The sequence below is a fragment of the Variovorax nivicola genome (assembly GCF_051216475.1).
Taxonomy (GTDB): Bacteria; Pseudomonadota; Gammaproteobacteria; order Burkholderiales; family Burkholderiaceae_C; genus Variovorax.
Window position 1 is genome coordinate 265,868 of the sequence record NZ_JBPJZK010000007.1, and the last position, 13,930, is coordinate 279,797.

The window sequence follows — 13,930 nt, forward strand, 5'->3', positions numbered from 1 at the left end:
ATGCGTATGCCCCGAATGCTCCGTCAGCTGATGCATCGCCGCATCGTGATGGTTTCCGCCCTGGTGCTGCTCGTGATTGCGGTGCTCGCGATCGGCGCGCCGCTGTTCGCCTCCATCGATCCCAACGACACGGCCGTGCTGGAGCGCCTGAAGGCGCCGAGCGCCGAGCACCTGCTCGGCACCGACGAACTGGGCCGCGACCTGTATTCGCGCATCGTGCACGGCGCGCGCTACTCGCTGGCCATCGCGGCGCTCACCGCGCTGGGCGCGGTCATCGCCGGCACGGTGCTGGGCCTGATGGCCGGCTTCTTCCGCCGGCTCGACGCGCCGCTGATGCGCGTGGTCGACGCGATGATGTCCTTTCCCGACATCCTGCTGGCCATCGCGCTGGTGGCCATCCTCGGGCCGTCGCTGATGAACACCGTGCTCGCGCTGGTGCTGGTCTACACGCCGCGCGTGGCGCGGGTGGTGCGGGCCTCGACGCTGGTGGTGCGCGAGCTGTTGTTCGTCGAAGCCGTGCGCGCGCTGGGCGTGCGCACCTCGCGCATCCTGTGGCGGCACATCTTGCCGAACCTGATGTCGCCGATCCTCGTGCAGGTGTCGTTCATCTTCGCGTACGCGATCCTGGCGGAGGCGGGTCTCTCGTTTCTCGGCGTCGGCGTGCCGCCCGAGATCCCGACCTGGGGCACCATGGTCGCGGGCAGCCAGCAGTACGCGCATCAGGCCTTCTGGGTGGTGCTGTTCCCGGGGCTTGCGATCATCTTCACGGCGCTGTCGCTGCAACTGCTGGGCGACGGTGTGCGCGACCTGCTCGACCCGAAGCTCAAGAAGACATCGTGATGAACAACGCCAACAACGCCCCGCGTCTCACGGTCAACAACCTGAGCACCAGCTTTCCCACCGAAGACGGCCTTGTGCGTTCGGTGGCCGACGTGAGCTTTTCCATACAGCCCGGCAAGACGACCGCGCTGGTCGGCGAGTCGGGCTCGGGCAAGTCGGTCACCAGCCTCACGCTGATGCGCCTGCTGCCCAAGACTGCGAATGCGCAGGTCAGCGGCAGCGCCTCTTTCGTGACGCGCGAAGGCAAGACGCTCGACCTGCTGCAGATCGGCGAACGCGAGATGCGCTCGCTGCGCGGCAACCAGCTGTCGATGATCTTCCAGGAGCCGATGACCAGCCTGAACCCGGTGTTCACCATCGGCGAGCAGATCGCGGAGAGCGTGCGCCTGCACAAGGGCCTCGACCGCAAGGCGGCCCTGGCCCATGCACTGCGCATGCTCGAACTGGTCGAGATCCCGGCCGCCGCGCAGCGCATTCACGAGTACCCGCACCAGCTCTCGGGCGGCATGCGCCAGCGCGTGATGATCGCGCTGGCCATGGCCTGCGACCCGACGCTGCTGATAGCCGACGAGCCCACCACCGCGCTCGACGTGACCATCCAGGCGCAGATCCTCGAACTCATGCGCCGGCTGCAGGCCGAGACGGGCATGAGCATCCTCTTCATCACGCACAACCTCGGCGTGGTTGCGCACCATGCGGACGACGTGGTGGTGCTGTATGCGGGCCGCGTGGTCGAAAGCGCTCCCGTGCGACCGCTGTTCGCGCAGCCCGAGCATCCGTACACGCAGGGTCTGCTGGCCTGCCTGCCGGGCAAGGCGAGGCTGCCCGGCCAACCCAAGCCCAAGCGACTGTTCGCCATTCGCGGCCAAGTGTCGAGCCCGCTGGCGCCGCCGCCGGGCTGCGCCTTCGAGCCGCGCTGCGACCTTGCGCTGCCCGAGTGCAGCGCCGCGATGCCGCCGCTGATCGAAACGCACCACGGTCGCCAGGCCCGCTGCGTTCGCGTGCAGCCGGCGCAACCACTTGTGAGGGTCGCATGACCGCTGTTTCTTCTTCTCCCCTCATCGAAGTCCGCGGACTCAAGAAATACTTCGGCAGCAGCGACCGCCCGGTGCGCGCGGTCGACGACGTGTCGTTCGCGATCCAGCCCGGCGAAACGCTGGGCCTGGTCGGCGAATCGGGCTCGGGCAAGAGCACCATCGGCCGCACTGTGCTGCGCCTGCTCGAACGCACCAGCGGCCAGGTGTTCTACCGTGGCGACGACATCGGCACGCTGTCGGGCGAGCGCATGCGCAAGCTGCGCAGCAAGCTGCAGATCATCTTCCAGGACCCGTACGCCAGCCTGAACCCGAAGATGCGCATCAGCGCGATCCTCGGCGAGGCGCTGTCCACGCACGGCCTGCACAAGGGCGCGGCGGCGCGCGACAAGCGCATTGCCGAGCTGCTCGAAACCGTGGGCCTGCGCGCCGAGCATGCGAGCCGCTTTCCGCACGAGTTCTCGGGCGGGCAGCGACAGCGCATCGGCGTGGCGCGTGCGCTGGCCGTGGAGCCCGAATTCATCGTGGCCGACGAGCCGCTGTCGGCGCTCGACGTGTCCATTCAATCGCAGGTCATCAACCTGCTGGCCGACCTGCGCGAGCGGCTGGGCCTGACGATGCTCTTTATCTCGCACGACCTCGACGTGGTCGAGTACCTGTGCGACCGCGTGGTGGTGCTGTACCTGGGCAAGGTGATGGAAGTCGCCACCACCGAGGAGCTGTTCGCGCGGCCCTCGCACCCCTACACGCAGGCGCTGCTGGCCGCGAGCCCGAAGCCCGACCCCGAGGTGGCGACCGAGCGCATTGCGCTGAAGGGCGACATTCCCAGTCCTATCTCGCCACCCTCGGGCTGCGTGTTTCGCACGCGCTGCCCGCATGCCATCGAAGCCTGCGCGCAGACCGTGCCGCCGCTTGAAGAAATTTCGGCAGGACACTACAGCGCCTGCATCCGCAAAGAACTGCTATCCAACATTGCCGCATAGACCATGACTGCCGCCAACGATTTCAACGACCCGCTGCTGGGCAGCAACTTCAAGGGCTACCCGCGCACCCAGGCGCCGCGCCGCCGCAGCGAGATCGGTTCCGCCGGATGGAACGTGCTCGCCGGTGACCTGCCGCTGCCGCTGGCCGTGCTCAAGCGCGAAGCGCTCGAACACAACCTCGCGTGGATGCAGTCGCGCGTGCGCGAATGGGGCATCGACCTTGCGCCGCACGGCAAGACCACCATGTCGCCGCAGCTCTTCCAGCGCCAGCTCGACGCCGGTGCCTGGGGCCTGACCTTTGCCACCGTCACTCAGCTGGCGGTGGGTGTGGCGGCCGGCGCGCGCCGCACGGTCATCGCCAACCAGGTGGTGAGCGATGAAGACCTCGCGGGCATCCAGATGCTGCTGAGCGAGCATGTCGACCTGCGCGTCGTGTTCCTGGTCGATTCGCTGGCGCAGCTTGCGCTGATCGAAGACTGGTCGAAGCGCCATCCCGCGAGCGTGCCCTTCGAGGTGATGATCGAGATCGGCGTCGACGGCGCCCGCACCGGCTGCCGCACGCACGAGCAAGCCGTGGCGCTGGCCACGCGGCTGCGCGCGAGCGATGCGGTCAAGCTCGTGGGCATCGAGTGCTATGAAGGGCAGGGCGCCACCGGCCAGAGCGAACCCGACGCGGCCTATGCAAAGACACTGATGGACCGCGTGGAAGCCGTGGCGCGCCATTGCGACACAGAGAAGCTTTTCGAGACCGACGAGGTGCTGGTGTCCGCCGGCGGCTCGGCCATCTTCGACCTCGTGGCCGGCAGGCTCAAGCCCGCGCTCGGCGCGCCGGTGCGCGGCCTGCTGCGCTCGGGCTGCTACGTCACGCACGACCATGGCTTCTACAAGCGCATGGTGAGCGCGGTGGACGAGCGCCTGGGCTGCGGCTGTGGCGAGAGCTTGGTGCCGGCGATGGAGGTCTGGGCCACGGTGCAATCGCGGCCGGAGCCGGGCCTGGCGATCCTCGCGGTCGGCAAGCGCGACATTTCCTTCGATCTCTCGCTGCCCGTGCCCATCGCACGCGCGGCGCGTGGCGTGCTGCAGCCGCAGGCCGTGCCTGCGGGCTGGAAGATCACTGCGCTCAACGACCAGCACGCCTACCTGCGCTGGGATGCGAACGAGGAAGCCGAAGCGCCCAAGGTCGGCGACCGTGTCGGCCTCGGCATCTCGCACCCCTGCACGACCTTCGACAAGTGGCACTGGATGCCCGTGGTCGAGAACGACTACCGCGTGAGCGACGCTGTCGCCATGCACTTCTGAGCACGCTGCGATGACACCCTCCCTGCTTCAGAAAATCGCGCAGATCCGCAGCGACGCCCCGGCGACGCGGCGCGCGATTCTCGACCTGATCCTCGAAGACCCCGACCGCGTGCTCGAAGAAAGCTTCGAGCAGTTGGCCGAGCGCTCGCGCAGCTCGGTGCCGACCATCATGCGCACCTGCCGCGACCTCGGCTTTGCCGGCCTGCGCGAGTTCAAGCTCGCGCTTGCGCAGGAACTGGCGCTCGGTGGCTCGCCGCTGCACCGCCGCGTGAACATCGAGGACGCGGCCGACGAAGTGGTCGGCAAGATCGCGCGCAGCGCTGCGGCCTCGGTTTCGGGCGTGCGCGGCCAGCTCGACATGCAGGTGCTCGATGGCGCCGTGGCGGCCATCGCGGCGGCGCCGCACGTGGACCTGTACGGCGCGGGCGCCACATCATGGTTCATGGCCAACGACCTGCAGGCGCGGCTCTTCAGGCTGGGCCTCTCGGCCAACGCCTGGGCCGACTACCACCTGCAGCAGGTGGCCGGTGCGGCGCAGCGCCCGGGCGGCGTGGTCATCGCCATCTCGCACGTGGGCGGCATGCCTTCATTGCTCGACGCGGTGGACATCGCGCGCGGGCAGGGCGCCAAGGTGGTCGCGCTGACGCGGCCCGGCACGGCGCTCGCGGCCAAGGCCGACTTTCTGCTTGGCCTGTCGGTGCCCGACGACGCGGTGATGCACGTGGGCATCGACGCCTACCTGACACACCTCACGGCCATTGAAATTCTCACCGTGCTCGTGGCCCAGCGCCGCGGCGAGCCCGCAGTGCAGCGCCTTCAGCGCGCACGCGAGGCCTTCCAGCGCCACGGCATCGACGCCACCACGCACCCGCTGCAAAGCTGGGACGGCGGCGGCATCAACAGCAACAAGGGAACCGGATCGTGAGTGCGACGACAGGCAAAGCCATCCTGCTCGAAGCGGGCCTCGTGGTCGACGGCTCGGGTGGCCCTTCGTGGCCCGGCGACGTGCTGCTGCAGGGCGACCGCATCGTCGCGCTCGGCGAAGGCCTGCGCGAGCGACTGCCCGATGGCCTCGCGCTGGCCGACGTCGAAGTCGTCGACTGCCGCGCCAAGGTCATCGCTCCCGGCTTCATCGACGCGCACACGCATGACGACGCCATCGTGCTGCGCGACCCGCTGTGCCTGCCCAAGGTGTCGCAGGGCATCACCACGGTGGTGACAGGCAACTGCGGCATCTCGCTCGCGCCGTACCGCACGCCGCAGTCGCTGCCACCACTCACGCTGCTGGGCGCCGATTCGTTCAAGCACGCGACCATGGCGGAATACCGCGCGGCGGTCGATGCGACGCAACCCGCGCTCAACGTGGCAGCGCTGGTCGGCCACACCACGCTGCGCTTTGCGACCATGGAAGCGCTGGACCGCCCCGCCAGCGCCGACGAGCTGGCGCGCATGGAAGCGCTGCTCGACAGCTGCATGGCCGACGGTGCGCACGGCATGTCGTCGGGCCTGTTCTACGAAGAAGCCTTTGCGGCGCCCGCCGAAGAAGTGACGGCGCTGGCGCGCGTCGTGGCCCGCCACGGCGGTGTGTACGCCACGCACCTGCGCAGCGAGATGCAGCAGATCATCGAGGCGCTGCACGAGGCTGGCGACTCGGCCTTCAACGCGGGCGTGCCGCTCGTCATCTCGCATCACAAGTGCGCTGGTCCTGCCAACTGGGGCCGCACCAAAGAGACGCTGCCGCTGATCGAATCACTGGCGCAGCGCCAGAAGATCGCGATGGACGTGTACCCCTATGTGGCTGGCTCGACCGTGCTGCGCGAGGATCTTGTCGATGGCGTGATCGACGTGCTGCTCACGTGGTCCGATCCGCATCCGGAGATGACGGGGCGCCTGGTCTCCGACATCGCGCGCGAATGGGGCGTCACCGAGCAGGAGGCCTGCTTGCGCCTGAAGCCCGGCGGCGCCTGCTACTTCCAGATGCAGGAGGAAGACGTGGAGCGCGTTATCGCGCACCCGCTCACCATGATCGGCAGCGATGGCCTGCCGCATGACCGTCATCCGCATCCGCGCCTGTGGGGGGCCTTCCCTCGCGTGTTTGCGCGCTACTGGCGCCAGCGCCGCCTGTTCACCCTGGAGCAGGCCGTGCACAAGATGACCGGCATGACCGCGCGCAACCTGCGCATCGCCGATCGTGGCCTGCTGCGTGCCGGCAACATGGCGGACGTGGTGGTGTTCGACCCCGAGACCATCGCCGACACCGCGACCTACGACCAGCCGCATGGCGTGAGCCTGGGTGTGGAGCGCGTGTTCGTGAACGGCGTGCTGGCCTATCGCGGCGGCGAGGCCGAAGCACGGGTGCTGGCGCGCGCGGGCCGGATGCTCACGCGCGGGAGCTAGCTAGGCGAACACCAGGCAGGCCGGTGTCGGCACTTGTGCCACCTGCACCGGCTGGTCCAGCTTGCCGCTTGCGGGGTCTATGCGCAGACGCAGGATGGCGTCTCCTTTCTGGCTGAGCGCGTAGAGGTGGCTGCCTCCGGGCGCCATGGCCAGCGCGCGCGGGAAGCGCAGGCCTTCGCTCCAGTGCTGCAGCGGTGTCAGCGTGCCGCTGGTCGCGTCGATGCGGAACGCTGCAATGCTGTCGGCCAGCGGGTGTTCCGACTTCAGCCGGCGGTTGCTCGCGTAGAGAAACTGCCCCGAGGGATGCATCACCAGCGCTGCCGAGTTTTTCTGGCCGGTGAAGTCTTGCGGCACTGTCGAGATCCGCTGACGTTGTCCGTCTATCAGGCCGCTGGCCGCGTCGTAGCCGAAGCAGGCGACCGTGGCGTCGAGTTCGTTCACCAGGTACAGGAAGCGTTGCGACGGATGCAGCGCCAGGTGGCGCGGGCCGCTTCCGGGCTGCGTGGCCGTGCGGCCGACCAGTGCCAGCTTGCCGTCGGCGAGCGCGAAGACGTTGATGCGATCGCTGCCGAGGTCGGTGGCGAGCACGCGCCGGCCCGAGGCGTCGAACTGCACCATGTGCGGGTGTGGTGACTCCTGTCGTTCGGCGTCGGGGCCGGAGCCGGTTTCCTTTTCAATGCTCGAGACTTTGCTGAGCTTGCCGTCTGCACTGATCGGCAGCACGTTGTAGGCACCGCCGCCATACAGCGCCACGACCAGGGCGCGGCCATCCGGCGACACGGCCAAGTGCGCCGGGATCACTCCCGACAGTGACAGCGGCTGGCGGTTGATCAGCGTCAGGCGGCCACTGCGCTCATCGATGGCATAGGCTTCGGCAGTTCCGGTGGGCAGGCCTTGGTAGGTGTCGATTTCGTTGATCGCGTACAGGAACCGCTGGCTGGGGTGCACCGCGAGAAACGAAGGGTTCGCGCTTGGAACAGCTTGCACTTGCGTCCAGCCACCGTCGTTGATGGCGAGCACATAGATGCCCTTCGATGCCGGTCCGCCGGCTGTCCCACCCGGGGCGTCGCTGGTGTAGGTGCCGACATAAGCGAAGCGCGGCGCTGGTGTGCTTCGACTGGTGGCTGCGTTCGGAGTTTGGGCATTGGCAGGCAGCCATGGCGTCAGGGCGCCAAGGGCGGAGGTGCCGCCGATCCATTGCATGACTGTGCGGCGTTGGGGGCGATGTGTCATGGGATTCCTCTCGTGATTGGACTCAGTGGCTTCTGTTCGGGGTGCGTGCGAATGACACCGGGTACTCCCCTCCGCGAATGTCCCCCGCCTTCGGCTCCTCCTTTATTTCGCTGCGGGGAGCACCCGATGCCATTCGCACATGGACGCAGCGCTTGTGCCGGCCGATCGACCGCTGCGTCCATCGATCACGTCGATGGTGTGCTCTGCGCAGCGAAATAAAGGAGGAGGCCGCAGGCCGGGGGACATTCGCGGAGCAGAGCACGCCGTCGGCGTGAGCGTGCCCTGAACAAGAGCGAGGGCTCATCTCAAGGCCGTACAGACATTGCATGGTGAAAGATGTTGTTCGGGTCATACCGACGCTTCACCTTCCGCAGGAAGTCATACAGCCCCTGGTCGCCGTAGTAGAGCTGCGACCAGAAAGGGTAGGCCAGCATGTCGCTGTCCGGGTAGTTGATGTAGCAGCCCTCGTAGCGCTCGCCGGGGTAGGGCGTGCCGGCGTAACGCTCGGGTACGTCGGGCGTGCCGTACACGTCGCGGTAGAAATCGCCGATCCAGCGCAGATGGCCGGCATCGTCCTTCGCATCGCGCCAGTAGGTCTGGTATTGCAGCTTCATGATCGAAGCGCGTTGCGGAACCGCCGTGTCGTTGATGCGCTCGGGCTTGTTGACGGCGCCGCCGTACGAGTCCACCTGCACCAGCGACTGACTGAGATCGACGCCCGGCATCACGCGGGTCAGGTGCGTGTAGATGCGCTGCGCTTCGCGGGCGCTGAAGTTCTGCTTCATGTAGGCCGACTTGTATTTGCCTCGCTGGTTGTCACCAGAGCCATTGAGGTACTGGGTGGCCGTGAGCCAGTCGTAGCGCGTCACCGTGTGCGGCTTGGAGCACAGGAGCTGCCCCGCGTCGCGCTGCGGTGCCGGACCCACACCCGGCACACGGCCCTTGGCCGGCACTGGCGCGCAGGCGCGAAAGCGGTCCAGGAATTCGTTGAGCACCGTCAGGTCGTTGCAGGTGCCGTCGGGGTTGCAGAACTGCGTCAGCATCACGATCTGGCCCGACGAGCGATGCGTGAGCTTGAGCAGAGAGAACATGCCCCAGGTGTCGGGCGACTTGCCGCGCGTTGCCCAGTATTCGCCGTAGGTGGAGAGCAGGGCGGCGAAGCGCTCGGGCGTCATGGTGGCCCAGTCGAATGCGACCACCGCCAGCGCGACCTCGCGCGGCGCTGGCGGCAGGGTGTCGAACACATAGCTGGTGATCGCGCCGAAATTGCCGCCGCCCGCGCCGCGGCAGGCGCGGAACAGGTCGGGCTCGCGGCGCGCATCCACGGTGCGCGGCACCACCTTGCCGCGGGAGTCCACCGTGAGGATGTCCACCGCGGAGAGCCAATCGACCGTCAACCCCTGCAGGCGCGACAGCAGGCCGTAGCCACCGCCGCAAATGTGCCCGCCCGCGCCGACCGAGTAACAGGAGCCGCCGGGCAGCGTGACGTTGCTGCGCTTGTACAGGTCGAGGTATTCGTTCCAGTTCTGCGTGCCGGGGCCGACACGGTAGCGCCCGTCGCCGCTGGCGGGGCTTGCCTTGTTGAGCAGGCTCAGGTCGAGGATTGCGCCGTCGGGGTTGTTGGAGACGAAGTCTTCATAACAATGCCCACCGCTGCGCAACGTGGGCCGAAGGCCCGCATCGACGATGCGCTGCAGGGCGGCGGCGGCATCGCCGGCGTTCTCCGCTAGCTCGATGCGCGAAGCCGCGTCTGACTCCGTTGCAGGCCATCGCAGGTTGAAACCCTTTTTCAGGGTGTTGTAGCGAGCATCCTGGCGTGTCACGGTGATGGTCATGGGCACTTTCTGATGGACGTCTTGCGACGGTGAACGGGAAGCAGGGAGCACCTAAAGTGAAAGACTTTTTCTTAATCCCCTTGAATTGACGAAAATATCGCGCTACGCCGCCTATATTGACGTCAATTATTGGATTGATTGAAAGATATTTTCATAAGGACAACCCCGAATCGGCGGCCCTGAAAGTCAGCGGTCGCGGCATTGGCACTGCGCCGTATCCAGTTGGATATGACCCCACGACCCCTAAAGTTCTAACGCTCCCGGCAAAAATCGGTCAAACTGACGCACTTACCGGCCGTCGAATTCCGACTTGGAGCAAAGATGGACAAGGACGCTGAAGGCCTTGGCGCCGACTTCGAGCTGTGGCAGCAGCTCACTGACGACTACGAAGCAGCATTGGGCGCACTGGCCCGGGGCGAGCCGGGCGCGCGTGAGCGGGTGCTTCGGTTGTCGCTGGCGCTGCAGCAATTGCATCCGGACCTGTCCCCCGTCGAGCACAACGACTGAGGCGTTCCCCGCAGAGGCGCCACACAAGTTCGGCCCGGTAGGATGTGGCTCCCATCGCCACACCACCGCATCCATGCACCCCGCCGCGCGTCACCTCGTCTTCCATGGCGCCATCGTTCTCCTGTTCGGACTGCTGCTGGGCGCACCCTATGCGAAGGCGATCAAGCGTGAAGCCGCCGCTCACATCGTCAACTCGTGGCGTGTCGCACATCTGAGCCTGCCCATCGGTGCGACGCTGATGCTCGCGACGGCGGCCGTGCTGCCCTGGCTCACCGTTCCTGCATGGATGCTCTGGCTCATCGCCGTGGCGCTGATCGTGTCGGCCTACGGGTTCTGCGTGTCGACACCGCTGGCGGCGATCTCGGGGCAGCGTGGGCTGTCTTCCGAAGGCACGGCAGGGTGGGGGAGGCTGGTCTATCTCGGCAACATGGTCGGCGCCGTGGCGTCGATCGTCGCTGCAGTGGCATTGCTGATCGCCGCCTTTCTTACGCTCTGACGGCAACGAGGCAGGCGCTCTCGCCTGCGATCAATCACGCACCGACTCCTCATCCGCCTGCGCCTGGAACATGCGCGTGAAGTCGCAGCATTCCTGCGCCAGCATCACGATGGAAGAGGTGAGCGCGCTGCGGTGCTCACCTTTGTGCATGGCCACGTAGCGCACCACGGGCAAGGCCGGCGTCACGTCGATCACCGCGAGCATTCCCGCCGCCACCAGCGGCTGCAGGCACTCGCGCGGCAGGTAGCTCACGCCCAGCCCCGACACCGTGAGCCCCGTCAGCGCCACCAGGTTGCTCACCACGATCACGTTGGCGGGCTGCACGCCTTGTTCTTTCATCCATGCGTCGTAGGCGCGGCCCGTGCCCGAGTTGTTGCCCTGCACCAGCATGCGGTGGCGCGCCAACTCGTGCAGCCGCACGGTGGTGCCACCCGCCGGCACCACGCCGGGCTTGCACATCCACGCGCTCTTCACCTGGCCGATGACCTTGTGCGGCAGGCGCGAGTCGGCAAAGGTGTCTGGCACGATGACCAGGTCGAGCTCGTCGGCCAGCAGCTTGTCGCGCAGCTGCAGGCTGTCGTCCACGTCGGGCTCGAGGATCACCTTGGGGTAGTGCTGCTGGATGAGGCCCACCAGCCGCGGCAGCCAGGTCATGGCAGTCAGCTCGGTCACGCCAACGCGGATGCGGCGCTCCACCACGCCCGGCTTGCCGAACTGCTCGACGGCGGCGTCGCGCTGCTCCAGCAGTTTGCGGGCGAGCACGAACATCTCCTCGCCCTTCTCGGTGAGCCGCGCGGTGCGCTGGCTACGGTCGAACAGCTCGGTGTCGAACAGCTGCTCAAGTTCGTGCACCCGCTTGGAGATGGCCGACTGCGATGTGTTGAGCTGGTTGGCTGCCTGCGCGAAGCCGCCGAGCCGGGCGATCCAGTACAGGGCTTCGAGTTGCTTGAAGGTCATCACGGGGATCTGTCTCCAAAGAAACGCTTTTCTTCATGTGATTCGATCACAAAAAATCGCTTTTGGAAATTTGTCCAGAGGCCGAAGATTCGCCCGATCCACCGTCATCGACTCTTCAAGGAACCCGCCATGGACTTCAAGAAACTGCCCCTCGCGCTCGGAATCGCCCTTGCCTTCACCTGCGGCGCCGCCAGCGCCCAGGACGGCGGCACGCTGCAGAAGATCAAGGAGAGCGGCACGATCCAGATCGGCGCGCGCGACAGCCAGATCCCGTTCTCGTACAAGCTCAGCGCCGACAGCGCGCCCATCGGCTTCACCAACGACATCTGCCTGAAGATCGTCGACGCGGTGAAGGCAAAGCTGGGCCTGGCCAAGATCGAGGTGCGCTACACCATGCTCAACTCGACCAACCGCATTCCGCTGCTGCAGAACGGCACCGTCGACCTCGACTGCGCCACCACCACCAACACCACGCAGCGCCAGCAGCAGGTCGACTTCGCGCCCAGCCACTTCGTCACCAACATCACCGCCGCCGTGAAGAAGGCCTCGGGCATCAATGCACTGGGCGACCTCAACGGCAAGAACGTGGCCACCGTCTCGGGCAGCACCTCGATCCAGCTGCTGCGCGGCGCGCGCAAGAGCGGCACCATCGAAGTGAACGAGATCGCCGGCAAGGACACCTCCGACGGCTTCCTGCTGCTGTCCACCGGTCGCGCCGACGCCTATGTGCTCGACGACGTGCAGCTTGCCGGCATGATCGCCAGCGCGACCAACCCGGGCGACTACAAGATCCTGAAGGAGTCGCTGCGCCAGGAGCCCTACGGAATCATGCTGCGCAAGGACGACCCGCAGTTCAAGGCGTTGGTCGACGAAACCGTCAACGGGCTGATGAAGTCGGGCGCCATCGAGCAGCTCTACACCAAGTGGTTCCTCTCGCCGATCCCGCCGAAGAACGCGAACCTCAACTTCCCGATGACGGACGCGGTGCGCGAGATCTACAAGAACCCCAACAACAAGGGCGTCTGAGCGATGACTCTCCAGCTTCCCAACCTCGAGCACGGCCAGACCTTTTCCGACGCGCTCATGCGCGAGGTGAAAGCGCGCTTCCTGCAGGTCGATCATGACCACCACGGCCGCGAGCGCCTGTACTTCGACAACGCCGGCGGCTCGTTCCGCCTCAAGGCCGCGGTCGAGCGCTTCGCGCAGGTCGATGCCATCCCCGACAACGCCGAGCGCATCCACGCCACGGCCGTCGAGCTACAGAACATCCAGGCCAAGGGCAGCGCCGACCTGCGCACCATCCTCAACGCCACGGGCGGCAGCGTGTACGCCTCGCTCACTGCCTCGGGCGCCATGTTCGACATGGTGCGCGCCATCGCCGAGAACGTGCCGGGCACGAACATGGTCACCACCGTGCTCGAACACCCGTCGGCCTTCGACGCGATGAGCCTCTACGCCCAGCGTCTCGGCCGCGAGCTGCGCGTGGCGCAGAGCAACCCCGTCACCGGCGGCGTCGATGTGGACGAAGTCGTGCGGCTGGTCGACAAGAACACCTGCCTGCTCAACGTGATCTACGCGTCGAACATCTCGGGCGCCAAGCTCGACATGGCCGAGATCGTGCGCCGCGCGCGCGAGATCAAGCCCGACCTGTACATCCTGGTAGACGCCGTGCAGCACGCACCGCACGGCCTCATCGACCTGCAGAAGACGCCGGTGGACGGCATCAACCTTGCGCCCTACAAGTTCTTCGGCTGCCGGGGTTCGGGGCTGTCGTGGGTGTCCGACCGTGCGGCCGTGCTGCCGCACCACAAGTTGGCGGGCAAGAAGCCCGACTATTGGGACCTGGGCAGCGCCGCGCCGTGGCAGTTCGCGGTGCTCACGGAAATCGTCGACTACGTGTGCTGGCTGGGCGGTCACTTCACCGACGCCGCCGACCGCCGCGCATTGTTCGTCGCGGGCATCACGCACATCGAACTGCACGAGCGCGCGCTGCTGGCGCTGCTGCTCGACGGCAACGCAAACGCCACCGGCATGCGGGAGATGAAGGGCGTCAACGTCTTCCTCGACCACGAAGACCTGACCAAGCGCGACCTGATCCTGGGTATCGGCTTCGACCGCATCGACTGCACGCAGGCGGTGGTTGAGTACGGCAAGCGCGGCGTGACGGTCTACGAGCGCGTGGCGACCAGCATCTATTCGAAGCGCATGCTCGAATCCTTCGGGCTCGCGGGCACCGTGCGGGTGTCACCGCTGCATTGCAATTCCGTCGCTGACATCGAGAAATTCCTGCGTATCACCCAGGACATCGCGGCTGACATCGGATTGTCATAAACCGTCATATTCGGTAGT

13 protein-coding genes are annotated in these 13,930 nt (G+C 66.6%); 10 read left to right on the plus strand and 3 right to left on the minus strand.

The window, feature by feature from the left end; genetic code table 11:
• Genes ACSFBF_RS26510 through ACSFBF_RS26535 form a run of 6 tightly spaced genes read left to right on the plus strand, consistent with a single transcriptional unit; the run spans window position 1 to window position 6,553 of the window.
• On the plus strand, window positions 1–840 hold the full coding sequence (locus tag ACSFBF_RS26510) for an ABC transporter permease (RefSeq protein ID WP_093048736.1): 840 nt from the start codon (window positions 1–3) through the stop codon (window positions 838–840).
• Window positions 840–1,877, plus strand: coding sequence for an ABC transporter ATP-binding protein (locus ACSFBF_RS26515; RefSeq protein ID WP_435472238.1), 1,038 nt, complete (start codon window positions 840–842; stop codon window positions 1,875–1,877). The genes ACSFBF_RS26510 and ACSFBF_RS26515 overlap by 1 nt, the downstream gene beginning before the upstream one ends.
• Window positions 1,874–2,857, plus strand: a complete 984-nt coding sequence (locus ACSFBF_RS26520; protein WP_435472240.1) for an ABC transporter ATP-binding protein — start codon at window positions 1,874–1,876, stop codon at window positions 2,855–2,857. The genes ACSFBF_RS26515 and ACSFBF_RS26520 overlap by 4 nt, the downstream gene beginning before the upstream one ends.
• A gap of 3 nt (window positions 2,858–2,860) precedes the next feature.
• Window positions 2,861–4,156: an amino acid deaminase gene (locus tag ACSFBF_RS26525; RefSeq protein ID WP_435472242.1), complete on the plus strand. Its 1,296-nt coding sequence runs from the start codon at window positions 2,861–2,863 to the stop codon at window positions 4,154–4,156.
• 10 nt (window positions 4,157–4,166) lie between these two features.
• Complete coding sequence (locus ACSFBF_RS26530) at window positions 4,167–5,081, plus strand: MurR/RpiR family transcriptional regulator (protein ID WP_435472244.1); 915 nt, start codon at window positions 4,167–4,169, stop codon at window positions 5,079–5,081.
• On the plus strand, window positions 5,078–6,553 hold the full coding sequence (locus ACSFBF_RS26535; protein WP_435472246.1) for an N-acyl-D-amino-acid deacylase family protein: 1,476 nt from the start codon (window positions 5,078–5,080) through the stop codon (window positions 6,551–6,553). Before ACSFBF_RS26530 ends, ACSFBF_RS26535 begins: the two co-directional genes overlap by 4 nt.
• Here ACSFBF_RS26535 and ACSFBF_RS26540 read toward each other — a convergent pair whose 3' ends face one another.
• Window positions 6,554–7,786 (minus strand): lactonase family protein, encoded by a 1,233-nt coding sequence (locus ACSFBF_RS26540; RefSeq protein WP_435472248.1) that lies wholly within the window; start codon window positions 7,784–7,786, stop codon window positions 6,554–6,556. It lies immediately after the preceding gene.
• A 305-nt stretch (window positions 7,787–8,091) separates the two neighbouring features.
• Window positions 8,092–9,621, minus strand: a complete 1,530-nt coding sequence (locus tag ACSFBF_RS26545) for an FAD-binding oxidoreductase (RefSeq protein WP_435472250.1) — start codon at window positions 9,619–9,621, stop codon at window positions 8,092–8,094.
• 321 nt (window positions 9,622–9,942) lie between these two features.
• On the opposite strand from ACSFBF_RS26545, the gene ACSFBF_RS26550 reads away from it, so the two are divergent.
• A complete protein-coding gene (locus ACSFBF_RS26550; protein ID WP_435472252.1) occupies window positions 9,943–10,128 on the plus strand; it encodes a hypothetical protein in 186 nt (61 codons plus the stop codon).
• Window positions 10,129–10,201: 73 nt separating this feature from the next.
• Complete coding sequence (locus ACSFBF_RS26555) at window positions 10,202–10,624, plus strand: styrene oxide isomerase (RefSeq protein WP_435472254.1); 423 nt, start codon at window positions 10,202–10,204, stop codon at window positions 10,622–10,624.
• A gap of 30 nt (window positions 10,625–10,654) precedes the next feature.
• On the opposite strand, the gene ACSFBF_RS26560 is transcribed toward ACSFBF_RS26555, so the two are convergent.
• Entirely contained in the window at window positions 10,655–11,581 is a 927-nt protein-coding gene (locus ACSFBF_RS26560; RefSeq protein WP_435472256.1) for a LysR family transcriptional regulator, read from the minus strand.
• Window positions 11,582–11,710: 129 nt separating this feature from the next.
• Here ACSFBF_RS26560 and ACSFBF_RS26565 point away from each other — a divergent pair, with 129 nt between their 5' ends.
• A complete protein-coding gene (locus ACSFBF_RS26565) occupies window positions 11,711–12,607 on the plus strand; it encodes a transporter substrate-binding domain-containing protein (protein WP_435472258.1) in 897 nt (298 codons plus the stop codon).
• Between the two features lie 3 nt (window positions 12,608–12,610).
• Window positions 12,611–13,912, plus strand: a complete 1,302-nt coding sequence (locus ACSFBF_RS26570) for an aminotransferase class V-fold PLP-dependent enzyme (RefSeq protein ID WP_435472260.1) — start codon at window positions 12,611–12,613, stop codon at window positions 13,910–13,912.
• Window positions 13,913–13,930 lie beyond the last annotated feature (18 nt).